This window comes from Mesorhizobium sp. P3_A2 (assembly GCF_056403115.1).
On the sequence record NZ_JBFUGC010000001.1, the window covers coordinates 793,564 to 817,002 of the forward strand.

Sequence of the window (23,439 nt, forward strand, 5' to 3'; positions counted from 1 at the left end):
GCTCAACTGTGTCGCGGCAAGGAAATGGTCACGACCAGACCCGGATCGGCGTTGGCCATGGCAAGGCGTCCGCCATAAGCTTCGACGATGTCGGAAACGATGGCCAGGCCAAGACCGCCGCTGCCGCCCATGCTGTCGAGCTGGACGCCACGCGACAAGGCGGACTCGCGATCGGCATCCGGTATACCTGGGCCATCATCGGCGACAGTGACGATCACCTCGCTGGCCGTTGCGGATGCGTCGACACAGACTGACGACTTTGCATAGCGCGCGGCGTTTTCGACCAGATTACCGAGGATTTCCGACAGGTCGCCTTCATCGATTGGCGCCATCAGATCTTCCGCGACCTCCATCTTGAATGAAAGCTGCTTGCCGCTTGGCGTCCGTTTGACGACGGCAATGACGCCAGCCGCGACGTCAGACATAAGGCAGGATGCCTTGCCCGAGACACCAGGCGCGAGGCGGGCGCGTGCGAGCTCCCGTTCGACATGGCGCCGGATCGCTCCGGCGCTCTTTTCGATCTCGTCAGCCAGATCCGTCTCGCCTTTCTTGCGCAAGGCCCGGATGTCGGCCGACAGCACTTGCAGTGGTGTCTTGAGGCCATGCGCCAGATCGGTGGCGCGCGAGCGGGCTCGCGCAAGCGCCTTCTCCTGTGCATCGAGAAGACGATTGATTTCGTCCGCGAGCGGCTGCACCTCGCTTGGTGCCACCACATCGAGCCGCGCCGTTCGCTGCGCAATCACGCTTCCGACGGCGACCCGCAAGGTTTCCAGCGGTGCAAGGCCGATGGTGATCTGGATGAAAAACGCGGCCATGAGAACTGCAGCTAGCATCAGGAGAGCCGGAGCGAGATCACGAACATATTCGCTTACAGATAGCTCAACGGTTCGATGATCTTCCGCCATGATAGCGCGAAAGGAACGGCCACCGGCATCGATGATCGTACGCTCGACCGCAATACTGAGTTCTCCGCCCGGACCTGTGAACTCCTCGACCGTTCGCAGCTCTCCACTTGCGCTCCGGGCAGGCAGGAGCAGCTTGGCGTCCCACAATGATCGCGAACGCTCGAGGCTGCCGGTGGTGATGTCTTCCACTTGCCAGTAGTAACCGGAGAGTGGGTTGGCGAAACGCGGGTCGGTCAGCACTGGGGTCACGACAAGGCGGCCATCGCTTGTGAATGCCGTTGCCCCGATCAATTCGTTGAGGTCGACCGTCAGTTCGCCGACCACGCGCCGCTCGACGTGCAGTTCGAACAGATAGCGCAATCCGGCGCCCGCGATGGCGAGTGCGACAAGAATCGAGATCGTTGCCGCGAGCCATAGCCTGAAGCGGATCGAGTTGCCCATCAGGCGGAACCATCGGGCATCAGATACCCGAACCCGCGTCGTGTTTCGATGACGTCGCTGCCGAGCTTCCGTCGCAACCGCGCTACAATGACCTCGATCGCGTTCGGATCGCGGTCGTTGCCTGAATCGTAAAGATGCTCAGCCAGTTCGGTCGGCGCCACCACCCGCCCTGCGTGATGCATCAGAAACGCCAGGAGCCGGTACTCCAGCGGCGAAAGAGCAACGGGAATACCGCGCAGCGAAATGCGCATCTGGCGCGTGTCCAGAAGCAGCGGGCCGGATCTCAGAACGGGTGTCGCCTGCCCTGCCGAGCGACGCAGGATCGCCCGCAACCGGGCGAGCAGTTCTTCCATTTCAAAAGGCTTGGGAAGATAGTCGTCAGCACCGGAGTTGATGCCCTCCACGCGCTCCGTCCACATCCCCCTTGCGGTGAGGATCAGAACCGGAAACCGGCGGGCGTTGGCTCGCCAACGTTTCAAGATCGTGAGGCCATCAAGCTTGGGCAATCCGAGATCCAGAATCGCGGCGTCATAACTCTCGACATCGCCTGCGAACCAGGCAGCTTCACCATCCTTTACGATATCGACAGCCATTCCGGATGCCCTGAGGGCGGTCGCGATATCGGCAGCGATACGGGGCTCGTCTTCGGCTAAGAGGATCTTCATCAGTCACCCTCGCCATCGCGCATGATGACACCGGCACCGGCGTCTACGTCGACGGTCTTTCGCCGGCCATCGGGACCGACGACCTGGAACCGGTAGACCCATTTGTTGGCCTTGCGGATGAGATCGACCGCAACAACATCGCCAGGCGCTTTGGCTCGGACAACGTCCAGTATATCGGCCAGGCCCTTGATTTCGCCGTGCTCGTACAAATCCCGCGCCCGGTCATGGTCGCCGTCATCGTCCTCATCGGCACGGGCAGCGGCAGACATGGCCAGGACAAGTCCGGCGAGACCCAGCACCGCCAGACGCTTCAATTGGATTTTCATTGGCCAGGCATGTCGCACGTTGAAGCTTTCAATTTGCTGTCAGCCATCCTCAGCCCACAGCAAGCAAGGGGTCCATATCAAGGCATCATCGCGTCCAATCATGGCCGCGCCGAGAAGGATACCAGACCATGCGCAATTCCATGCTTGTCCTTGCAGCACTTGCAGGCCTCACAATCTTTGTCCTGCCGGCGGCCGCTGAATCGGACGAAGGATCATGTGGGGCGCCATCGTCCGTTAACCCATCCGGCCCGATCGACCTGCAGGCCATTCCGATGCAGGACGCCACCACCCCGAAAGCCATCAAGGGTGGTGACGATACGTGTGAAGACCGGCAGGGCGATGAGGTCGACGAAAACGACTAGATCTCTCGTTCGCAGTGCGTGGCCCGCCCAGCATAACGCCCACAAATGTCGTCGGCCAAGGCTCGCTGGAAGGCTGGCAACTGTCCCAAGCCCCTACCAATTTCTGGAGAGTTTTCGTGGTTCCCATTCAGCACATCCATCCCATTCTTGTTCATTTTCCTATCGTTCTGATCTACACGCTTGCGGCTATCGACCTTCTGGCGCTCGCTGGCGGCAGCGCCGTCACCAGGAGATCGGGCGCCGGTACGATCTCTACTTTTGTGGCCCTGGCTGCCGGGGTGTTCGCCGTTGGGACCTGGATCTTCGGAGGTCTTGCCCTGGATCATGCCGAAGCGGCCGGCTTCAGCAGTGATATCGCGGAGATCCACGAAAGCCTGGGGGGCATCACTGCCATTGCCTTCCTTATCTGGGGACTGGTGCGGCTCGCACTTTGGATACGGAATCGCGAGTTTCGGGCTGTGACGATCGCCATCCCTTTGATCGAAATTGCCGGAACGATGCTGGTCACGGCGACGGCCTACTATGGTGGACTGCTTGTCTACGAGCTTGGCGTGAATGTCGCCAAGGCCGCGATTGCTGGCTGACGGGAACGCGCCCGTCACTTGCGAGCCAACCTTTGGACCATTTGCCTCGATGGCAAAATGATTCAGATCAAGGCGCTTCGTGCATGTGAAGCCTAAGAAGCCGGAGGTCGGAGAAACTCCGGAGAGCGAACATGCAAGCCGAAGCCATAATGAGCAAGCCAGTCGTCGGCATAGACCCGTCAGCATCGATCGCGGAGGCGGCCGGGTTGATGCTCTCCAAAAAGATCAGCGGCTTTCCCGTCATTCGCCACGACGGCACCCTGGTTGGCATTATCAGCGAGGGCGATTTCTTGCGCCGGGGAGAGCTCGACACTCAGCGCAAGCGCTCGCGCTGGCTGGAGTTTCTTGTCAGCCCGGGCCGAGCGGCAGATGAATACGTTCAGGCCAACGGGCGCCGGGTCGAGGAGGTAATGACCGCGGATGTGGTCACGGTGGCTCCCGACGCAACCCTGTCCGAGATCGTCGAGCTCATGACACGCCATTGCGTGAAACGCATTCCCGTCGTCGACAACGGTAAAGTGGTCGGCATCGTCACGCGCTCCGATCTGCTGCGCGCATTGCTCGCTGTCGCGCCGGCCCCGCCCCCGATGTCTACCGACGACGTACAGATCCGGGACGCTATCCTTGCCGAGCTCGCCAAGCAGAAGTGGGTCGGCAAGGACATGATCGACGTAACCGTGGACAAGGGGATGGTCGAACTGAGCGGAGCGATTTTCGACGAACGCGAGCGCCAGGCAGCTATCGTCGCCGCCGAAAACGTCGCTGGCGTCAGGGCTGTCAGAGACCGTCTCTTCTGTGCCGACCCATTCTCGGTGGTGCTTGTCTCGTAGCGCAGCAGTGTAAGATTTAGCACCCGCATTTCGCGACCCAACAGTCGAAGGAAATGTCCGCGTTCCTCGATCGCGGCCGCTACCATCAATCCTAGATCGCAGTTGCCGCTATCAACGGTCGGAGCAACAACAGGGCGAATGCGATAAGCGCCGCGCCGGCAACTCTGTCAGCCATTCCCCCGTCTTCGCCGAGCCGCCTGCCGAGCAGAAGCCACGCCGATCCCGTTGCGGCCGTGATCATCAGCAGCACGATCCAGAAAATCCCGGGCACCCGCGGCGCGACGTCTGTCGGCACGATTGCCAGGCAATAGATAAACGCCTTCGGATTGAGGGCGCTGGTTGCCAAGACAGAAAGGGCGTCGCTTTCCGTAGAGACGTTGATCCGTGTGCTCGTCATCAGGCGCAGGCCAAGCACCACGAGCCATGCGGCCGCAATGAGGCTGAGCACATGGATAGTGCCGGGCGGCATCAAGGATCGTAGCGAAAACCAGCACGCGGCGGCGATTCCGTATCCGCATGCCTGCGCGAGCAAAAGCGTCACCGCCTTCTGTCGCTTGACCGATCCTGCCAGCAAAAGGGCGTTGGTTGGTCCCGGCGCCAGAAAAAGCATAAATGCTTTCAGAAAAAACAGAGCGTCCAAAACTGCCGGGTCCCGTGGATGTAAACCTGTCGACTGCAAAAGCCCCGTTCGCGTTGACCCTCGTCAAAAACCCGGGCGCAAAACGTGTCGCTCGTGTAATTGCCTCGGTTCTTCGCTTGGAACTACAGGCGGCGAGAAGCACAACGACCGATGTCGCTTCGGCGCCACCGAATATCTCACAGCAGCCTATGAGACACTACTTGCTCTCGCTTTCCTGCCACACACCCTTGGCCTTCACGCCGTCGACCACTTCCCTGGGCATGTAGCGCTCATCATGCTTGGCCAGCACGCTGTCGGCGATGAAGACGCCGTCCGCCTTTTTCGACGAGGCCACCGAGCTTGATGCGCTGGCCAGGTAGGACGCTTGCCGTGGCGAGATCGCCAGGCATGTAGAAATAGGAGGCTTTCTGGCCGAGCGCATAAAAGGTCAGCCCGGTGGCGGCGCCGAGGAACGTCAATCCTGCCGCGATCACCGACAATCGCCTCTGCTTGCGCGTCATCGTCCGGCGCCGGCCGTCAGGATTGCGGCTATGATCGATAACAGCATGGCTCTTCCCGTACGCTGGGTTCCGGCGCTGGAATCGCTAGCGCGCGCCAGAAATGTGTTGCAGCCGCGCAATAAGGTCACGGTTGCGGCAGTAGTCCGGCGGATCATCGGCGTGCTCGTGTTCATCGAGCCAGATCGAGCATTCATCCTGATGGCCGCAGGCACGGCAGCGGTTCACCGCCCGATTGGTGACTTCCGCATGGTCTGCCACGACCTTCAGGTGTCTGTCGACGCCGTGTGTTTTCATCATGCGGCCCATCAACGCCGTTCTGGCGTCGACTGACATCAGATAGTCGAGGAAGGTCATGTCGGTCACTCCTGTCTGCCGGCCATTATTGCCGAAGTGACGGGGCGATACGTTGATCTCGATCAACAGGCGGCAGCCATGCCAACCCTTGGGCTCTAAGAAAGACGCACTGCGCGCTCGACTGAAGCGACAAGGCGGTCGAGGAAGGGCCGCTGACCGGCAAGCAATTTTACCCGGGCCAGGTCTAGATCCAGCCATTCGCCGCGATCCACCTCGGGAAACGACTGCACACGTCCGCTGCGTCGTGGCCATTCCATCTCGAACATGTTGCTGCGCAAGGTCGCGGTGTCGAAATCGCCCTCGAGCGCGAAAGCAGTGATGATTTTGCTCTTTCGCTGACGCAACTCTCCCAGATTGAGCATGGCTCCATTTGGCCCCCACCCTGTCTCTTCCTGGAACTCGCGCCGCGCCGCAGCCTCTGGGAATTCACCTTCGCCATACTCGCCCTTGGCGATGGACCAGGCGCCAAGATCGCGGCTTTGCCAGAAGGGGCCGCCCGGATGGACGAGCAGCACCTGCAGCCCCGTGCCCGATCGACGAAAGGGCAGTATGCCCGCGCTTCTTTTTATCATCGCTTCAGTCCTCCCTAACGCGGCCTATCGTCTCGGATAGGCCGCATGAGGTTTGGACCCTCTGTGGATCATCTGCCCCGCCCTCTTCCGATGCGACTGGCGGCTCTCTCGTCCAAAGAACCAGCGCTTGGTCGCTTCCGAGGCCAGGAGATAGAGCGCGGTGATTGCGACAAGCCCGGTAAGCACGGGCAGAGGCAGTGGCACGAAGCCGAACCAAGCTGCAAATGGCAGATAAGGGATGATGATCGCGACAACCCCGACAGCCAACGTAAGCCAGGCGAGCAACGGGCTCGGACGGCTTGTCCAAAAAGCTCTGTGGGTGCGCACAATGAGCACGATGGCAAGCTCTGTCAGCAACGATTCGACAAACCAGGCGGTCTGGAATGCTGCCTCGGTGACATGGGCGAAGAACAGAAGGAACCCGAAGGTCGCGAAGTCGAACAGCGAACTGACCAGGCCAAAGCTGATCATGAACCGCCGCACAAAACGGATGTCCCATTGGCGAGGCTGGCGCAGTTGGTCGGCATCGACGTTGTCGCTTGCGATGGCAAGCGAAGGAACGTCAGAAAGGAAATTGTTGAGCAGTATCTGCTTTGCCAGAAGCGGCAGGAACGGCAGGAACAGCGAAGCGACAGCCATGCTGATCATGTTGCCGAAATTGGCGCTGGTGGTAATTGAAATGTATTTCATCGTGTTGGCAAATGTCTTGCGGCCGTCATCGACGCCGCGCACGAGCACGCCCAGATCTTGCTTGAGCAGGATGATATCGGCCGCTTCGCGCGCGACATCGACAGCGGTGTCGACCGACATGCCTATGTCTGCCTCATGAAGGGCGGGCGCATCATTGATGCCGTCGCCAAGATAACCGACGACATGACCCCTGCTCCGCAAGGCTTGAACGATGCGCTCCTTCTGGTTGGGGTCGATCTCGACGAAGAGATCGGTGTTCTGCACGCCCGCAAAGAGCGCGCTCTTGGTCAATTTCGAAAGCTCCTCGCCGGTCATGATCCTGTCGGCGCGCAAGCCGACCGCCTGGGCAAGATGTGCGGCAACGTAACGGTTGTCGCCCGAAATGACCTTTACCGCGATGCCGCGATGGGCGAGCTCGGCAAGCGTCTCCTTGACGCCTTCCTTTGGCGGGTCGAGGAAAAGCAGGAAGCCCACGAAGACGAGATCGATTTCGTCTTTCCTGCTGAACGTTTTCCGGCTCTCAAATCGACGGATTGCCAGGCCCAGGACGCGGTAGCCGTCCGCGCTCCAGCGCCGGAATTTCTCGTCGATCGCGGCACGCTGCTTCTCGTCGAGGGGTTCCAGCCCTTTCGCCGTGCTGACGAAGCCGCACGTTTCGAGGACATTCAGTACAGCGCCTTTGGTGATCAGAAGATCTTCGGCATCCTTGCCCCGCACGACAACGGATAGGCGCTTGCGGATGAAATCATAGGGGATCTCGTCGACCTTGGTGAAAGCAGCCAGTGAAGCGCCCTCGCCCGGTACACCTGCGATCGCTTCGTCCAGCGGGTTCTTCAGTCCCGTTTGGAGGGTCGCATTGAGGCGTGCCCAAAGCAGGATGTCGGTTGACGAATTGCCGTCGACATCAAGCCATGCGTCAAGATGGATCACGCCTTCCGTCAGCGTGCCGGTCTTGTCGGTGCAAAGCACGTCCATGCTGCCCAGATTCTCGATGGCGTCGAGACGGCGCACGATGACGCCATTGGCCGCCATAGCCCGGGCACCTCGAGCAAGCGTCACGCTGATGATCGCCGGAAGAAGTTCCGGCGTTAGACCAACCGCGAGTGCCAGCGAAAACAGCATTGATTCAATCAGCGGTCGATGGAGCATCAGGTTGGCGAAGAACACCAGGATGACAATCGCCAACATGATCTCGGTCATCAGATAGCCGAACAGCCTGATACCCTGAGCAAACCCTGTTTCGGGAATTTGTCGCTCCAAGGCCGCGGCTATTGATGCAAATTCGGTGCTGGTGCCGGTGGCTACCGCAAGCACGGTTGCAGTGCCACTGCGGACCGATGTGCCGGTGAAGACCGCGTTGGTGCGCTGTGCGAGGGAGGCCTCTGGCGACGCCCGTCCTGGTGCCTTCACCACGGGAAAGGTTTCGCCGGTCAGCACGGCCTCACTGACATTGAAATCGCGCGCGTCCAGGATGATACCGTCCGCGGGAATGAGGTTTCCGGCAGAAAGCCGGATCACATCGCCCGGCACAATATCTTCGGCAGCAACCGAGCACTCGATTCCATCACGCAGCACGACAGCCTTTCGCGAAATGCGCCGTTTCAGCGCTTCTGTGGCACGCGACGCGCCGTACTCCTGGGTAAAGCTGAGGATACAGCTTGCCAGCACGATCGAACCGATGATTGCAGCCTCCTGCCCCTCGCCGACGAAAGCCGACACAGTGGCCGCGAAAATAAGGATCAGGACCAGTGGGCTGCGGAATTGCCGGACAAAGACGGTCAACGCCGACGTACCGGACAGCGAGGCTGGCGTGTTTCGGCCGAATTCTGCAAGCCTGGATGCGGCCTCGGAAGTGGCAAGGCCCAAGGCAGACGTCTTTAGGAGTCGCAGGAGGTCATTGGTCTCGATCGACCAATAGGCACCGCCATCGGGGACGGATTGCTGGTCAACTTCGCTGGGTACGATACGCGAGATCATCGATACGACATGAAGGGGTTGACGTCGCCCTCTTCTATCAGCGTGCGGGTGACGCCTCCGAATGCCCATTCCCGCAGACAGCTATGCCCATAGGCGCTGGGGACGATCAGGTCGGCATGGATCGAGCGTGCGACCGTCAGCAGCCGGCCGCCGTCTGCCTCGCCGGCGAGACTGTCACGGTGGGCGCCGACTTGTTCGCACAGGTCGCCCTCGCCCCGGTTTGGTCCGCTAACCGTAAGCAGTGTCTTGAAAGTCATGGCAACAACTCCTGATTTTGCTTGACGATTCAATCGTTGCTGAAGCGTAGCGAGATGAGTTGGGGCGTTCATTGCGCTGGGTCAAACGTCGGCTGTGGTGGCCATTTGATCCGCATCAACGTGTTGGCCAGCCAAAGCTGTAGGCTTCAGGCAATCAATGAGGGAAACCACTGATGAAATTCCTGATCGGAGCGGCTCTCGCTGGCATGATCTTCGAGACGGCCAGTGCGCAGGACCTCGGCGACGCCAAGTCCGAATACATGAACTCGTGCGCCGTCTGCCATGGCCCGGACGGCAAGGGCGATGGACCGTTGGGCGACGAACTGATGCAGCGCCCCAGCGACTTGACGCGCATCTCCAGGCGCAATGGCGGTGAATTCCCTTACTGGCGCGTCTACGCCGTGATCGACGGCCGCGTAATGGTGCCGGCGCATGGCGAGCGCGACATGCCGGTATGGGGCAACCAGTTTCTGCCTGCCGACGTGAAGAGATACGGCCCCAACGCTGGCGAAATCGTCACCGAGGAACGGATCCATGAGTTGGCCGGTTATGTGCAGACGCTGCAGCAATAGCTCCCGAAGGGACAATGTTGCGTGGTGCAGACACGAAGGAGGCGTAAATGATCGTTGACGACCAGCAAGCTGCCGTCGCGTTTCTGCTTGACCCTTCCTCGTATGGTGCGGCCGGACCTGTCGAGGCGATCGAAACCCATATCTCGCGCATTTTTCTAACTGGCCAGCGTGCCTACAAGATGAAGCGGGCGGTCAAGCTGCCTTATGTGGATTTCTCGGCGCCGGCCCTAAGGCTGGCCGCTTGCGACAAAGAGGTGGAACTCAACTCGAAGACCGCGCCCGGCCTTTACCTGGGGGTGCGGCATATCACGCGTGAGGCGGACGGCAAGTTGGCTTTCGATGGCACCGGACAAATGGTCGATGCGGCGATCGAGATGATCCGCTTCGACCAATCGAAGCTTCTCGACAGCATGGCAACCGCGGGAAAATTGACGCCAGCGTTGATGACTGCGGTTGCGCGCATGATCGTGGGCTACCACCGTACGGCGCCGACGGTCCACAATGGCAGCGGCTCTTCCAATCTGGCAGGTGTACTTGACATCAACGAGGCCGGCTTTGCCACCAGTCATGTGTTCACAAAACCCGAGATCGAGACTTTTGCCGAGGCCTTCCGCACGGCCATCACCCGGCATTCCGGATTGCTGGACCGCCGGGAAGCCGCGGGCAAGATCCGTCGGTGCCATGGCGATCTGCATCTGCGCAACATCTGCCTTTTCGACGGCGAGCCCCGCCTCTTCGATTGCATCGAATTCAACGACCAGATCGCCAGCATCGACGTCCTCTACGACCTTGCCTTCCTGTTGATGGACCTTTGGCATCGCGGGTTTCCCCAGCTCGCCAATCTTGTGATGAACCGCTATCTCGACGAAGCCGACGACGAGGACGGATTTATCCTGCTGCCCTTTTTCATGGCGGTGCGGGCTGCCGTACGCGCCCATGTCACCGCAACCCAGGTCGAGGAAGGCAGCGCCGACTCCGACAAATTGATCGCAGAGGCCAGATCCTATTTCGACCTTGCCCGAACATTTCTCCAGCAAACACCGCCGCAGCTCGTTGCCATCGGCGGCCTCAGCGGCTCCGGCAAGACGACGGTCGCTGAGGCGCTCGCGGTTTATATCGGAGCGCCACCCGGCGCCCGCATTGTCGAAAGCGACCGCATCCGCAAAGCGATGCATGGGGTGCCCGCTGAGACCAGGCTGCCGGACAGAGCCTATCGACCCGAGGTATCCGCCCGCGTCTATAGCGAAATGGCATGGCGCGCAGGTCTGATCCTTGCGGAGGGTGGATCGGTTGTCGCTGATGCCGTGTTTGACAGGCCCGCCGATCGTAACCATATCGAGAAGGCGGCAAGCGCCAGGGGTGTGGCTTTTGCCGGGTTCTGGTTGGAAGCGGATCCGCTTGTTCTGTGGCAACGGGTCAGCGAGCGCAAGGGTGGCCCTTCCGACGCCACCATAGATATCCTCTCGCGGCAATTGCAGCGAGATGCCACCCAAACGAGCTGGCGCAGGATCAATGCCGATCGGAAGCTTACTGATATCGTGAAAGAGCTGAGAAGGTTTTCCCACAGCGATGCGCCCGAGACCCTGCGCACGGCCTCCTGAAAGGTACGGCAGATGATCGACCTTAACGCAGTTGGAGCTGGGCCTCGACAAGACCGGGTTCGTCCTGAAGATGGGCGATCGAGAAGCCGAATTCGCGGCACATGGCCAGCATCCTCGTGTTCTCGCTGAGCACGATGCCTTCGATCCGGCCGATCCCGTCGGCCTTTGCATAATCAACGATCTGCCTGAGCAATGCCCAGCCCAGGCCGTGCCCCTGCAGATCCGAACGCACCAGCAAGGCGTACTCGGCGCGAAGGTGGTCGGGATCGCAGGAGAGTCGGCTGATGCCCGCCAAAGCGCCGGTGCCTGTCTCCAGCGCAACGAAAGCCATGTTGCGGTCGTAGTCGAGTTGGGTGAACCGCTTCAACATCTGGTCGGAAAAGCTCTTGCTTGGCGACAGAAAGCGCATACGCAGATCGTCAGGCGAAATCCTGGCAAGGAATTCCGGATAGAGAGCGATGTCGGCCGGCTTGATCGGCCGGATGTGATAGTGCGTGCTGCCTCCCAAAAACTCCTTCTCCCAACCCGAAGGATAAGGCCTGATGGCAAGTGCGGGGTTAGGCCCCGCCTCCTCCACGCGTTCCGGCTCGATCTCGATGCGGGCGTCGAGCGCAACCACGCCCTCGGCGTCGGCCAGCAGCGGATTGATGTCCACCGCAACCAGGCACGGAAAGTCGACGATCATCTGCGACAGGCCGTTGAGTGCTGCAATGATCGCTTGCCGGTTCGCGGGCTTGCGATCGCGAAACCCGGCAAGCAGGCGGCCGATCCGCGTTTGCGCGATCAGGTCACCGGCAAGAACGTCGTCGAGCGGTGGCAACGCGATCGCCGTGTCGTTCATCACCTCGACCGCCACGCCGCCAGCTCCAAACAGGATGGCCGGCCCGAAGATCGGATCCCGGCTCATGCCGAGGATGAGTTCCTGCGCCTGTTTCCGAGCCACCATCGGCTGAACGGCATAGCCTTCGACATCGGCTTGCGGTGCATGGCTGCGCACGCGCGCTTCGATCGCGCGTGCGGCATCGCCGGCGACAGCGGCGTCAGCGATGCCAAGCACCACCCCGCCAATGTCCGACTTGTGCGAGATCGCCTTGCACAAGAGTTTGACGACGACCTGTTCAGACGTCTTGAGGAGCCGGCCCGCCGCGGCTTCCGCTTCCGCCGCAGATCTGGCAACTATCGTTTCGGCTACCGGGATGCCGTAGGCGGATATTGCCGCCTTGGCTTCGGGCTCGGTCAGCATTCGCCGCCCTTCCCTCGCGACCTGCCTGAATATGGCAAGCACGGCTTCCCGATCGCTCGTCACGTCCTCGCTAAGGCTCGACGGAGTGCGCATCAGTGCCCGCTGGGCACGCGACCATTCGCTGAGGTAGGAGACGGCCGTTGCTGCGTCAGCCGGCGTTTCGAAACTGGCAATGCCGGCATCCTGAAGGATTTGCCGCCCGGCGCGCGCCGTGTGTTCACCGAGCCAGCACGTCAGGACCGGTTTGCCGGCGATCATCCCTTGCCTTGTGAGTTCCGCTACCGCGCTTGCCGCGGCAAGTGGCGAGCCCAGCCCCGTTGGACAATTCATCACCAGGACGACGTCCGTTCCGGGGTCGGCCGCTGCAGCTTCGACGGCGGCCCTGTAGCGCTCCGGCGGGGCATCGCCGATGATGTCGACCGGATTGGCGTGCGACCATGTTGGAGGCAATACGGCATTCAGGCGTTCGATGGTGGCGGGTGATAGCGCGGCCAGTTCCCCTTGGCACTCCATGAGTTGATCGATGGCCAATACCCCTGCCCCGCCGCCATTGGTGACGAGGCCGACGCGGGCCCGTTTGAGCGGAGTAAAGCGGGCGATCGTTTCAGCGGCATCAAACAGCTCGGTCAGGCCTTTGACACGCAGGATGCCTGCGCGCAGCAATACCGCATCGACGACACGATCAGCCCCCGACAGCGCTCCGGTGTGGGTCGCAGCCGCTTTGGCCGATTGCTCGTGCCGACCCGATTTAATTGCGATCACCGGCTTGATCCGCGCCGCCGCACGGGCGGCCGAGATGAACTTGCGCGGATTGGGAATTGTTTCGAGATACATCACGATGGCGCGCGTGTGCATGTCGCCCGCCAGCATGTCGAGACAATCTCCCACGTCGACATCCGCCATGTCACCGAGCGAGATAATCTGAGAGAAGCCGACATTGTTGTCTGCCGCCCAGTCAATCAGCGACGTGGCAATAGCGCCAGATTGCGACAGCAGCGCGATGTTGCCAGGCTTGGCGGCCATATGCGCAAATCCGGCATTAAGCTTCACCGGCGGGATCATTAGCCCGACCGTGTTCGGCCCGATGATGCGAAAGAGCGTGGGCTTGGCAGCGTCGAGCATCGCCTGACGCAAGCCGTTCTCGCGCGTCAGCCCCGCGGTGATAACAACCGCCGCCCGCGTACCCTTCTCAGCGAGATCACGGACGATGCCGGGAACCGTAGCCGGCGGCGTCACGATGATACCGAGATCAGGTATGCTTGGCAGGTCGGCCGCCTTCGCGTGGCAGCGTCGACCAGCCACTTTTGAATATTTCGGGTTGACGGGCCAGATCTCGCCTTCGAAACCGCCATTGACGATGTTGTCGAAGACGACACGCCCGACAGAGCCGTCGCGCACCGACGCCCCGAACACCGCAACCGACTTCGGGGCGAACGCATGTTCGAGATTTCGGATCGTCACCCGCATGTCTCCTGTTCGTGGGCAATAATCACCATCGATTCTGTCCCTTCGTTGCGTTGGATCAAAGCCTCGTCCGGGGATCCCGATTAACTGTTGCGCGAGGTTCCGGGCGACCGTTCGCGCAGTGCCGTGAGCGCTTGCGGTCAACGATTGGAGAGTTGATGAGCTACTATTTCAGCAAGATCGTCGATATGCCGTTCGCCACGGCAATCAACCATGTGATCAACAAGCTCGCAAACAAAGGCTTTGGCGTTCTGACCTCGATCGACGTGCAGCAAGTGATGAAAGCCAAGCTGGGCGCCGATTTCAAGCCATACGTTATTCTGGGCGCCTGCAATCCGCACTTCGCTTGGCGCGCGCTGCAGGCAGATGACAAGGTCGGGACCATGCTGCCCTGCAACGTCATCGTCACCGAGGTCGGACCAGGAAAGGTAGAGGTCGCAGCAGTGGATCCGGTCGCCTCGATGGGCGCCATTGATAATCGCGAGCTGGCCCAGGCCGCAAACGATGTGCGTCGCCTGCTTGAGGAGATGGTCCGCGAACTCTAAGGGCGTCCGCGTTGTAGTTCCGATTGTCGAGCCAAGCGTGTTCGCTTCGGTCGCCACACCGACGATGGCAGCCGCCGAGTAGCGCGCACAATGTGGGGTCGCGGTAACGGCTCTTGCGCACTCTTAGGCAACCTCATCGCGGTCATTGCGTTGGATGCTTGGCGAAAGCGGCGCGCAGGTGCCGATGAAGGTTTGGAGCTATCCTTGGCCGCTGGACCGCAGCGACGCGTCGTCGCGTTCTCCTTGGTGACCGGTTTTACCCGTGCCGGACCCACGGGGCCGCCTTTTTCGACGATCTTACGGCCAACAAAGGCAAGCGACAGCAACACAACGCTCTTGGCATATGAGACGGGCTCTTCCGCCCGATAGGATGAGGGGCACAAAAGAGGAAGATTCTGTACAAGGCATGATGGGTGACGCCAAGCGACAATTTACTGTTGCCGATATGATGCCGGCTTCGCCCTTTCTGACGGTGATGGACATGGAGTGATGGCTGGTCCTGGTCTACGTTCGACTCGTTGTCGCCTGAGGGCTGCGTCCATTGTCTGGTTCCGTTGTTGACCGCGAGGTGCATTGTGAAGCCTGTCGATGAGCGCCGTATCCATCAGATTTTCGAGATTGGAGTCTGGCTCAAGGGTGCGCACGCCCTGATCGAATGCGTCGGCGGGCTCCTGCTTTATGTCGTCAGCACCGACACAATTGCCGCTTGGGTCAATGCCGTCACGCAGGACGAACTGATCGAAGATCCGAATGATTTCATTGCCGGCCATCTGTCGCAGATGGCGAGCCATTTTTCCGTCGCCAGCGAGCATTTCTACGCCTTCTACCTGCTCAGCCACGGCCTGATAAAGCTGCTCTTGGTTATCGGGCTTTTGAGAGGCAAGCTGTGGTCGTATCCGGCTTCGCTCGCTGCATTGGGCGCATTCATGATCTACCAGGTGTATCGCTATTCCTACACCCATTCGTTGGGCCTGCTTGTCCTTACCCTCTTCGACGCGATCGTCATGGTGCTGATCTGGCATGAGTGGAAAGTGGTACGGCAACACAAGCCGAGATGAACGCACAACTCTCTCCAGGCGCCTGCGGATCAGCACAATAGGGCTCATGTCGAACCGGGCGCTCCTGACACGAACCGGTGACCTCTTCGTTCGGAGGCCTCCGCGTCCCTTCGTTGAAGCCGCTAACACTTCCTCTCATCAGATGAGGCGCCTGCTTGGAAGCAAGGGCAAGACCGAAGCGATCGTCTGGGCGGAGCACATCGTCTTTGTCTTCCCGCTGTGGCTCGGATCATGGCACCAGGACGGCGGCGCCGCTCAATCTCCCTTGCCTCAGATCGTCCAATGCCTGATTGGCCTGTTCCAGAGGGTAAACCTTGGTGTGCGTGTGCACCCGCGCGCGCTTGGCAATGGGAAAGAACTCTTCCGCGTCGAGGCGCGTCAGGTTTGCCACCGACACCAGTTCACGCTCTTCCCAAAGCAGCTCATAGGCCATCGCCGGAATGTCGCTCATGTGGATGCCGCCGCAAACCACCCGGCCGCCCTTGCGGACGGCACCAAGCGCGATCGGCACCAGGTCACCGACAGGAGCGAAGATGATGGCGGCATCGAGCTGTCTGGGCGGAGATTCGTCCGAACCGCCTGCCCAGGTCGCACCAAGCGAGCGAGCGAATTTCTGTGCTTCACTGTCACCGGGCCGGGTGAAGGCAAAGACTTCACGACCTTGCCAGATCGCTATCTGGGCGACGATATGCGCGGCGGCGCCGAAGCCGAAAATCCCGAGCCGCTTGCCGTCGCCGGCTTTCTTCAGGCATCGCCAGCCGATCAACCCAGCGCAAAGCAACGGCGCCAAGGACACGGGGTCGGCATCCGAATCCAGATCGAAGGCGAAGCGCGCATCAGCAACCACATGGCTGGCGAAACCGCCGTCGCGTGTGTAGCCGGTAAAATCTGGCTGATCGCAGAGATTTTCACTCCCTTCGAGGCAGTACGGACAATGGCCGCAAGTGTGCCCGAGCCAGGCTACGCCAACGCGGCGTCCGATTCGGTAACGTGCGACGCCTTTACCGACGGAATCGATGACGCCGACGATCTCGTGGCCGGGGATGAGCGGCAATTTCGGATGACGCAGATCACCGTCAACCACATGCAGATCGGTCCGGCAGACCGCGCATGCCTCGACTTTCAGCCTTATCTCGCCCGGTCCAGGTACAGGATCGGGTCTGTCGACCAGCTTGAGAGGGGCGCCGGCCCTTTCGAGCACCATTGCTCTCATGACTGCTCCTGAGCGTGCCGTAAGGAACACGGGAAGCGGATGGTGATCCGCTTCTCTTAGACGTTCCGATGCGTCAAGCGATTGTAAGGTGATCTTCGACCATACGCACGCCGGGCACCGCCCAGGCAGCGCGCTCTGTGGTGCGACGCTCGGCCCAACTGTTGACCTTGCCCTTCAAGGTAACCTTGCCGTCGGACACGTTCACTTCTATCGCTTTCGACTCGACTTCCGCGCTGCGTTTCAAGGCATCCTCGATGCGCTTTTTCACATCGGGCGCCGTTGCGTGTGGCAGCACCTCGATGCTGTTGTGCACGCCGAGCACGCCAGCCAGATATCGAATGGCGGCGTAGGCTGCGGATCTCTGATACTGCCACTCCACCTTGCCGGTGAGCGTCACCCAGCCATTCTGGACCCTGACCTGTACCGCTCCGTCGGGAACGACGGTGTTCCAACTGATCGAGTGCAGAGCGCGCTTGGCAATCTCGTCGTCGGCCGTCAGATTGCTGCCGACAGGCCGCACTTCGATTTCCTGCGCGATACCCTTCACACCCTTGACGCGGCGTACCGCCTCTTCCGCGGTTGCCTTCTGCGCATAGGTCGACACATGGCCGGTCAAAGTGACCACGCCGTTGTCAACCGCGACGCCGATATTGGCCGCGTCGATGCTCGGCTGAAACTCCAGCTCATCGATGATGTCCTGCCTCAAGATATTGTTGTTCATGATTGCACCTCTGCTTGGGAGCGGGCCGCGCTCGCTGGATTGAACAGCCTGAATATGAAGAGGCGATTTCGTGTTGACGTTGACGAGGATCAAACGATCTCTGGTCGAGTGAGGTACGTGAACCCTCAACTCACACCTTTGGAAATCAAATTCTTATTTGACCGGCATCAAAGCTGGCAGCCCCATCTTCCTGTTCATTGCCTCCCATCAGAGCCTCAAACCTGGGAGAGCATCGTGACTACGGCTGATTTAAACATCCCTGTTCCGAAAGTGGCGACTGCGGCGCCAACGAAACTTCGACTGGGTTCCCTGACCGCATTGGTTGTCGGTTCCATGGTCGGCTCCGGCGTGTTCAGCCTGCCGCAGAACATGGCAGCAGGTGCCGGTCCCCTCGCGATCCTGATTGGCTGGGCCATCACCGCGGTCGGTATGCTGGCGTTGGTTTTCGTCTATCAATCGCTTGCGACCCGCAAGCCCGAGCTCGATGCCGGCCCCTATGCTTACGCCAAGGCCGGCTTCGGCCCCTTCATCGGCTTCAACAGCGCCTGGGGGTACTGGATCAGCGCCTGGGTCGGCAACGTTTCCTACGCAGTGATCGTGTTCAGCGCCCTGTCCTATTTCTTTCCGGCCTTCGGCGATGGAAACACCTGGCAGGCGGTGCTCGGTGCATCGATCCTGCTGTGGCTGATCCACGTCCTGGTTCTCGCCGGCATCCGGCAGGCAGCGGTCGTGAACCTCATCGTCACGGTGGCAAAGATCGCTCCGATCGTCCTGTTCGTCGGGGTTGTTGCCGTCGCCTTCCAACTACAGGTCTGGTCGCTCGATTTCACCGGTCTGGGCAACGCCAGTCTCGGCTCGATCACCGCACAGGTGAAGAGCACGATGCTGGTGACGCTTTGGGTGTTCATCGGCATCGAAGGCGCCAGCGTATTTTCCGGCCGTGCCGAGCGCCGCAAAGACATCGCCACCGCGACAGTTCTCGGCTTCTTCACCTGCCTCGCGCTCTATGCCCTGGTGTCGCTGCTATCGCTCGGCATCCTGAACCAACCCGAACTCGCCGTACTGAAGAACCCATCGATGGCCGGTGTGCTGGAGGCGGTTGTCGGCCCCTGGGGCGCCATCCTCATCAACATCGCGCTTGTCGTGTCCGTGGTCGGCGCCTTCCTGAGCTGGACGCTGCTTGCTGCCGAAATTCCGCACGTCGCCGCCAAGGACGGCACGATGCCTAAATTCTTCGGCCGCGAAAGCGATCGCGGCGTGCCGTCGATCTCGCTTCTGATCACAAACCTACTCGTCCAGGCCTTCCTGGTGATCACCCTTTTCGCGCAGAGCACCTACCAGGCGCTGTTCTACATCGCGTCTGCCGCGATCCTGGTTCCTTACATCTTTTCGGGAGCTTACGCGGCCAAGCTTGCGCTGACCGGAGAGAGCTACGAGACCGGCGAGCAACGCGCCGGTCCGCTTTTCGCCGGCCTGCTGGCGACGGTCTACGGGCTGTGGCTCGTCTACGCGGCGGGTCCCGCATACCTGTTCATGTGCGCGATCCTCTATGCTCCCGGCATCCTCTTCTACATCTGGGCGCGCCGCGAAACCAATCAGCGCGTGTTCCATCCTACCGAAGCGGTACTCGCCGCAGCCCTCGTCGCCGTCGCCATTCTCGCCGTTTACGAGATGTGGACCGGCGCCGTCAGCCCGCTGTGAGAGGATTGACGCGATGACAAGCCTGGGTGTCCATTCCGAGGTCGGGCGTCTGCGTGAGGTGATGGTCCATCGTCCGGATCTCAGCCTGCGCAGGCTGACGCCGGAGAACTGCAAGGCGCTGCTGTTCGACGACGTGCTGTGGGTGAAGCGGGCCCGCCAGGAGCACGACGTCTTCGTCGATGCGTTGCGCGAACGCGGCGTGCTCGTGCATTCCTTCGGGGAGCTCCTGGCTGAGACAATGGGCCTGACCAAGGCACGCGACTGGCTTCTTGACCGCCGGGTCCATCCCGGCGTCGTCGGGCTCGACATGGTCGACGAGCTGCGCGGATGGCTCAACGAGATGCCGTCGGAGCAACTGGCGTCTTACCTTGTCGGCGGCATTGCCCGGGCGGAGCTTCCTTTCGAGCCCAAAGGCCTGACCGGAAGGACGCTCGCCCCCCAGGATTTCGTGCTGCCGCCGCTGCCAAACCAGCTTTTCACCCGCGACAGCTCATGCTGGATTTACGCTTCGGTTTCGGTCAACGCCATGTACTGGCCCGCTAGGCGCCCGGAAGCGGCCAATGTCGAAGCCGTCTATCGCTTCCACCCTCGCTTTCGCGACAGCGGCGTCCCCTTTGTTTCACCGGATTTGGGAACAGGCACCAGCCTCGAAGGCGGTGATGTCATGCCGATTGGTGGCGGAACGGTTCTCATCGGCATGGGAGAGCGCACCACGCCACAAGCGGTGGGCGACCTCGCCCGCAGCCTGTTCGCAGCCGGCGAAGCCACGCATGTGATTGCCGCGCTGATGCCGCGGGACCGCAGTTTCATGCATCTCGATACCGTCTTCACTTTCTGCGACCGCGATTTGGCGACCATGTATCCGCCAGTGGTCGAGCAGCTGCGCACCTTCTCGCTACGGCCAGGCGGCGGAAAGTCGGCGGTTGAGGTCACCGATGAGAAAAAACCGTTCACCGAGGTGGTTGCGGAAGCACTTGGGCTGAAGTCCCTGAGGATCATCGCCACGGGCGGCGACCGTTACGAGGCCGAGCGCGAGCAATGGGACGATGGCAACAATGTCGTTGCGGTCGAGCCCGGCGTGGTCATCGGCTACGACCGCAACGTCTACACCAACACGCTGCTGCGCCGTGCCGGGATTGAAGTGATCACGGTCGAAGGCGCCGAACTCAGCCGCGGCCGCGGCGGCGGGCACTGCATGACCTGTCCGATTGCCCGTGACCCGATCTGACCCGAAAGGAAATCCCCATGTCGATCAATCTTCACGGTCGCTCCGTGCTCACGCTGGACGATCTCACGGCCGACGAAATCCGATTTCTTCTGAAACTGGCCGCTGACCTCAAGGCCGCCAAGCTCGCCGGGCACGAAATTCCGCGTCTTGTCAGGAAGAACATCGCGCTGATCTTCGAAAAGGACTCGACGCGCACACGCACCGGGTTCGAAGTGGCGGCCTATGACCAGGGCGCTCACGTCACTTATTTCGGCCCCACTGGCAGCCATATCGGTCACAAGGAATCCATGAAGGACACAGCGCGCGTGCTCGGCCGCATGTATGATGCGATCGAGTATCGCGGCTTTGGCCAGCACCAGGCCGAACTGCTTGCCGCGCATGCCGGCGTGCCGGTCTATAACGGTCTCACAGACGAGGCGCATCCGACGCAGATCCTCGCCGATTTGATGACCATGCGTGAATTTACGCACAAGCATCTTTCGGACATGACCGTCACCTTCGTCGGTGAGGGCCGGGACAATGTCGCGCTGTCGCTGGCACTCGGAGCAGCCAAGGTCGGCGTCGACATGCGCATCGCCTCGCCAAAGGAACTCTGGCCGGACGAGGAATTCTGCGCTCATGTCAGGGACCTGGCGGAACGCAGCGGTGGCCGTTTCCGGCTCGACGAGGACGTGACGGGCTGCGTCCAGGACGCCGATTTCATCTACACCGACGTCTGGATGTCGATGGGCGAGGACAAATCGGGCTGGGCCGAGCGCATTCGCCTTTTGACGCCATATCGGGTCACCAGCGAGGTGATGGCCGCCGCCGGCAACCCCCACGTCAAATTCATGCATTGCCTGCCGGCGTTCCACGACACCGAGACCGAGATCGGGGCCTTCATCGCCAAAGAATACGGCATCGACTGCATGGAGGTCACCGACGAGGTGTTCGAGTCGGCCGCGTCGATCGTCTTCGACCAGGCCGAAAACCGGATGCACACGATCAAGGCCCTGCTCGTCGCCACGATCGGCAACTGAGATGCTTATCGTCGTTGCGCTCGGCGGGAACGCACTGTTGCGTCGCGGAGAACCGATGACCGCCGGCAATCAGCGCGCCAACATCGTGCGCGCCGCGGCTGTATTGGCGGATCTGATCAGCGACGGGCACTCGATTGTCGTCACCCATGGTAATGGCCCGCAGGTGGGACTTCTGGCCCTGCAGGCAGCGGCAACTTCAGATGGTGGGACTTTTCCACTCGACGTGCTTGGCGCCGAAAGCGCAGGGATGATCGGCTACGTCATTGAACAGGAGCTCGGCAACCTCCTCAAGGAGAGGCTGTTTGCGACCCTGCTGACACAGGTTAAGGTCGATCCGCACGATCCGGCTTTCGCTCACCCGACGAAGCCTATCGGCCCCGTCTACGATGAGGCAACCGCACGCAGGCTTGCCAGCGAGCGCGACTGGCAGATCGCCCCCGATGGGAACAAATGGCGCCGCGTGGTGCCTTCGCCCAAGCCGTTGGTGATCCTGGAAGCTTCAGTGATCTCGTTCCTGGTCGAGCGCGGCGTGATCGTCATCTGCACCGGCGGCGGCGGCGTTCCGGTGATAGCCCGGGACGACGGTAGTCTTTGCGGCGTGGAAGCGGTCATCGACAAGGATCTGGCGAGTTCACTTCTCGCGCGTCAGCTGAAGGCCGACATGCTGCTGATGCTGACCGATGTCGATGCGGTCTATACTGGTTACGGCACCGCCACCGCCCGGGCGCTCCGTCGGGTTGCAACGACGGAGATATCCGGGCGGGATTTTGCGGCGGGCTCCATGGGGCCCAAGGTCAGCGCCGCAATCGAATTCGCTAATGCAACGGGCAAACCTGCAGCGATCGGCAAGCTCGATGATGCCAGCGAAATCGTCAGAGGTGAAAGCGGAACCTGGTTCGAAGCCGCCGCTCGTCTCGCTCAGCCTGTCGAAGGGACTGCCTGAGCCCCCGCCGTTGCGAAATAACGGGCTGCGTCTTTCGCCCTCCGGCCAGTACACCAGCGCGCGTACGCATTCGCAAAGATCAGGCCAAGCCAACGGGACGGTGCCGCTTCCGGCAGGTTGTATTCGATGAAGACTCGAAGCCGGGACCTGTCGCCTCAAGCGGGCTTCACCTGCATCGAATTCGTAGTCCATTTTCGAACCGAGCATCATCCATGACGAGGTGCTCATATAGGCACCCAGATGCCTGTGGTCATCAAGATAGGCAAACACGGTCTCGGCCGCGGATTCTATTCCGACGATAGCCTCGGTGGAGCGGGACATTGCTGGCATTGTCTCTCACCTCCGGGTTCGTCCTCAGGCCGCCACTCAAATGGCCGCAACGCCCACAATATAGTTCTTCCCGTAGGCTTTGGCGCATTTCGGGCATGTCGTGTAGAAGAAATATACGTCGCCTGGCTCTGATTTTCCATCGCACGCGATCTGCTGCATCTCATCGTGCCATTCCCTGGCCTGGCTGTATGGGCCCTCAAATACTTTCGTCAGGAAGTCACCGCTCAGCGTTGTCATCTCCTCATCGGGGACCGCTTTCGAAACCGCAAACAGATGCTCGCTGCTCCAGGGTGAGATCTCTCTGCTCAGCACGATGAACTGATCGGGGTCGGATGCCCCGACGCCATCGATGTGCTGGTTAACGCGCGCGAACACGCTGCCCATGTTCATCGGGATGTGCATGACGCTATGGGTTTTCGCTTTGACAAACCGCTTGCCCTTGAAGTGCAGTTCCTGACCGTCCCAGCCCTCGGGATTGAACCTGGGGCAGCAACCGGTGGTATTCACGCTGTCGTCGTATCGGGGCGTTTCATTCGTCCGCATAGTCCTCCTCCAGATTGGATTGATCCCATCACGCAGGTAACGCGTCCCGTCGTCATTGATCTTCGTCAACATGGCCCTTGATCGCGATTGATGCGTGTCAAAGCCGACAGACCGGAACCCTGTTAGCTAAACCAGGGTACAGTTCTCGGAGATGG

Annotated in this window: 23 protein-coding genes and 1 pseudogene; 11 read left to right on the plus strand and 13 right to left on the minus strand. The window is 60.8% G+C overall.

The genetic code is table 11. From position 1 onward, the window contains the following. Positions 1 to 2 precede the first annotated feature (2 nt). Genes AC1DXM_RS03730 through AC1DXM_RS03740 form a run of 3 tightly spaced genes read right to left on the minus strand, consistent with a single transcriptional unit; the run spans position 3 to position 2,337 of the window. On the minus strand, positions 3 to 1,346 hold the full coding sequence (locus AC1DXM_RS03730) for an ATP-binding protein (protein WP_477231804.1): 1,344 nt from the start codon (positions 1,344 to 1,346) through the stop codon (positions 3 to 5). Continuing rightward, a complete protein-coding gene (locus AC1DXM_RS03735) occupies positions 1,346 to 2,011 on the minus strand; it encodes a response regulator transcription factor (protein ID WP_477231805.1) in 666 nt (221 codons plus the stop codon). The genes AC1DXM_RS03730 and AC1DXM_RS03735 overlap by 1 nt, the downstream gene beginning before the upstream one ends. Then, complete coding sequence (locus AC1DXM_RS03740) at positions 2,011 to 2,337, minus strand: PepSY domain-containing protein (RefSeq protein ID WP_477231806.1); 327 nt, start codon at positions 2,335 to 2,337, stop codon at positions 2,011 to 2,013. Before AC1DXM_RS03740 ends, AC1DXM_RS03735 begins: the two co-directional genes overlap by 1 nt. Before the next feature lie 128 nt (positions 2,338 to 2,465). On the opposite strand from AC1DXM_RS03740, the gene AC1DXM_RS03745 reads away from it, so the two are divergent. The 3 genes from AC1DXM_RS03745 to AC1DXM_RS03755 all read left to right on the plus strand — a co-directional run bounded on the left by AC1DXM_RS03745 (position 2,466) and on the right by AC1DXM_RS03755 (position 4,113). After that, positions 2,466 to 2,699 (plus strand): hypothetical protein, encoded by a 234-nt coding sequence (locus AC1DXM_RS03745; protein WP_477231807.1) that lies wholly within the window; start codon positions 2,466 to 2,468, stop codon positions 2,697 to 2,699. A 116-nt stretch (positions 2,700 to 2,815) separates the two neighbouring features. Further along, positions 2,816 to 3,283, plus strand: coding sequence for a DUF2231 domain-containing protein (locus AC1DXM_RS03750; protein WP_477231808.1), 468 nt, complete (start codon positions 2,816 to 2,818; stop codon positions 3,281 to 3,283). Positions 3,284 to 3,414: 131 nt separating this feature from the next. Further along, positions 3,415 to 4,113, plus strand: coding sequence for a CBS domain-containing protein (locus AC1DXM_RS03755; protein WP_477231809.1), 699 nt, complete (start codon positions 3,415 to 3,417; stop codon positions 4,111 to 4,113). 91 nt (positions 4,114 to 4,204) lie between these two features. On the opposite strand, the gene AC1DXM_RS03760 is transcribed toward AC1DXM_RS03755, so the two are convergent. The 6 genes and pseudogenes from AC1DXM_RS03760 to AC1DXM_RS03785 all read right to left on the minus strand — a co-directional run bounded on the left by AC1DXM_RS03760 (position 4,205) and on the right by AC1DXM_RS03785 (position 9,103). Then, entirely contained in the window at positions 4,205 to 4,753 is a 549-nt protein-coding gene (locus AC1DXM_RS03760) for a hypothetical protein (protein ID WP_477231810.1), read from the minus strand. Between the two features lie 196 nt (positions 4,754 to 4,949). Continuing rightward, positions 4,950 to 5,253, minus strand: a pseudogene (locus tag AC1DXM_RS03765) (hypothetical protein). Positions 5,254 to 5,337: 84 nt separating this feature from the next. After that, a complete protein-coding gene (locus AC1DXM_RS03770; protein WP_477231811.1) occupies positions 5,338 to 5,607 on the minus strand; it encodes a DUF6455 family protein in 270 nt (89 codons plus the stop codon). A 95-nt stretch (positions 5,608 to 5,702) separates the two neighbouring features. Beyond that, positions 5,703 to 6,179: an NUDIX hydrolase gene (locus AC1DXM_RS03775; protein ID WP_477231812.1), complete on the minus strand. Its 477-nt coding sequence runs from the start codon at positions 6,177 to 6,179 to the stop codon at positions 5,703 to 5,705. A 24-nt stretch (positions 6,180 to 6,203) separates the two neighbouring features. Further along, positions 6,204 to 8,846, minus strand: coding sequence for a magnesium-translocating P-type ATPase (mgtA, locus tag AC1DXM_RS03780; RefSeq protein WP_477231971.1), 2,643 nt, complete (start codon positions 8,844 to 8,846; stop codon positions 6,204 to 6,206). Then, positions 8,843 to 9,103 carry a hypothetical protein gene (locus AC1DXM_RS03785; RefSeq protein WP_477231813.1) on the minus strand — a complete coding sequence of 87 codons (261 nt, stop codon included), beginning with the start codon at positions 9,101 to 9,103 and terminating at the stop codon, positions 8,843 to 8,845. Before AC1DXM_RS03785 ends, mgtA begins: the two co-directional genes overlap by 4 nt. Positions 9,104 to 9,276: 173 nt before the next feature. Between AC1DXM_RS03785 and AC1DXM_RS03790 the strand changes: the two genes are divergently transcribed. Then, entirely contained in the window at positions 9,277 to 9,675 is a 399-nt protein-coding gene (locus AC1DXM_RS03790) for a c-type cytochrome (protein ID WP_477231814.1), read from the plus strand. A 47-nt stretch (positions 9,676 to 9,722) separates the two neighbouring features. Next, positions 9,723 to 11,276 (plus strand): bifunctional aminoglycoside phosphotransferase/ATP-binding protein, encoded by a 1,554-nt coding sequence (locus AC1DXM_RS03795; RefSeq protein ID WP_477231815.1) that lies wholly within the window; start codon positions 9,723 to 9,725, stop codon positions 11,274 to 11,276. Between the two features lie 22 nt (positions 11,277 to 11,298). Here the strand turns inward: AC1DXM_RS03795 and AC1DXM_RS03800 are convergent, their stop codons facing one another. Next, on the minus strand, positions 11,299 to 13,980 hold the full coding sequence (locus tag AC1DXM_RS03800) for a bifunctional acetate--CoA ligase family protein/GNAT family N-acetyltransferase (protein WP_477231972.1): 2,682 nt from the start codon (positions 13,978 to 13,980) through the stop codon (positions 11,299 to 11,301). Positions 13,981 to 14,141: 161 nt separating this feature from the next. Here AC1DXM_RS03800 and AC1DXM_RS03805 point away from each other — a divergent pair, with 161 nt between their 5' ends. Together AC1DXM_RS03805 and AC1DXM_RS03810 are read left to right on the plus strand one after the other, a co-directional pair. Further along, the gene (locus AC1DXM_RS03805; RefSeq protein WP_477231816.1) at positions 14,142 to 14,528 is read left to right on the plus strand and encodes a DUF302 domain-containing protein; all 387 of its coding nucleotides are present in this window, start codon (positions 14,142 to 14,144) and stop codon (positions 14,526 to 14,528) included. A gap of 575 nt (positions 14,529 to 15,103) precedes the next feature. After that, positions 15,104 to 15,586, plus strand: coding sequence for a DUF2127 domain-containing protein (locus AC1DXM_RS03810; protein ID WP_477231817.1), 483 nt, complete (start codon positions 15,104 to 15,106; stop codon positions 15,584 to 15,586). 229 nt (positions 15,587 to 15,815) lie between these two features. Here the strand turns inward: AC1DXM_RS03810 and AC1DXM_RS03815 are convergent, their stop codons facing one another. Together AC1DXM_RS03815 and AC1DXM_RS03820 are read right to left on the minus strand one after the other, a co-directional pair. Next, complete coding sequence (locus AC1DXM_RS03815; RefSeq protein WP_477231818.1) at positions 15,816 to 16,799, minus strand: zinc-dependent alcohol dehydrogenase family protein; 984 nt, start codon at positions 16,797 to 16,799, stop codon at positions 15,816 to 15,818. 73 nt (positions 16,800 to 16,872) lie between these two features. After that, complete coding sequence (locus tag AC1DXM_RS03820) at positions 16,873 to 17,520, minus strand: BON domain-containing protein (RefSeq protein ID WP_477231973.1); 648 nt, start codon at positions 17,518 to 17,520, stop codon at positions 16,873 to 16,875. Positions 17,521 to 17,637: 117 nt separating this feature from the next. Between AC1DXM_RS03820 and arcD the strand changes: the two genes are divergently transcribed. From arcD to arcC, 4 genes are read left to right on the plus strand one after another with little or no spacing between them, the layout of a single operon-like run. Continuing rightward, the gene (gene arcD / locus AC1DXM_RS03825; protein WP_477231819.1) at positions 17,638 to 19,221 is read left to right on the plus strand and encodes an arginine-ornithine antiporter; all 1,584 of its coding nucleotides are present in this window, start codon (positions 17,638 to 17,640) and stop codon (positions 19,219 to 19,221) included. A gap of 13 nt (positions 19,222 to 19,234) precedes the next feature. Continuing rightward, positions 19,235 to 20,449 carry an arginine deiminase gene (locus AC1DXM_RS03830; protein WP_477231820.1) on the plus strand — a complete coding sequence of 405 codons (1,215 nt, stop codon included), beginning with the start codon at positions 19,235 to 19,237 and terminating at the stop codon, positions 20,447 to 20,449. A 17-nt stretch (positions 20,450 to 20,466) separates the two neighbouring features. Further along, positions 20,467 to 21,468 (plus strand): ornithine carbamoyltransferase, encoded by a 1,002-nt coding sequence (gene argF, locus AC1DXM_RS03835; protein WP_477231821.1) that lies wholly within the window; start codon positions 20,467 to 20,469, stop codon positions 21,466 to 21,468. A 1-nt stretch (position 21,469) separates the two neighbouring features. Next, positions 21,470 to 22,411 (plus strand): carbamate kinase, encoded by a 942-nt coding sequence (gene arcC / locus AC1DXM_RS03840; protein ID WP_477231822.1) that lies wholly within the window; start codon positions 21,470 to 21,472, stop codon positions 22,409 to 22,411. 366 nt (positions 22,412 to 22,777) lie between these two features. Here the strand turns inward: arcC and AC1DXM_RS03845 are convergent, their stop codons facing one another. Next, positions 22,778 to 23,356 carry a hydrolase gene (locus tag AC1DXM_RS03845; RefSeq protein ID WP_477231823.1) on the minus strand — a complete coding sequence of 193 codons (579 nt, stop codon included), beginning with the start codon at positions 23,354 to 23,356 and terminating at the stop codon, positions 22,778 to 22,780. Positions 23,357 to 23,439: the final 83 nt, after the last annotated feature.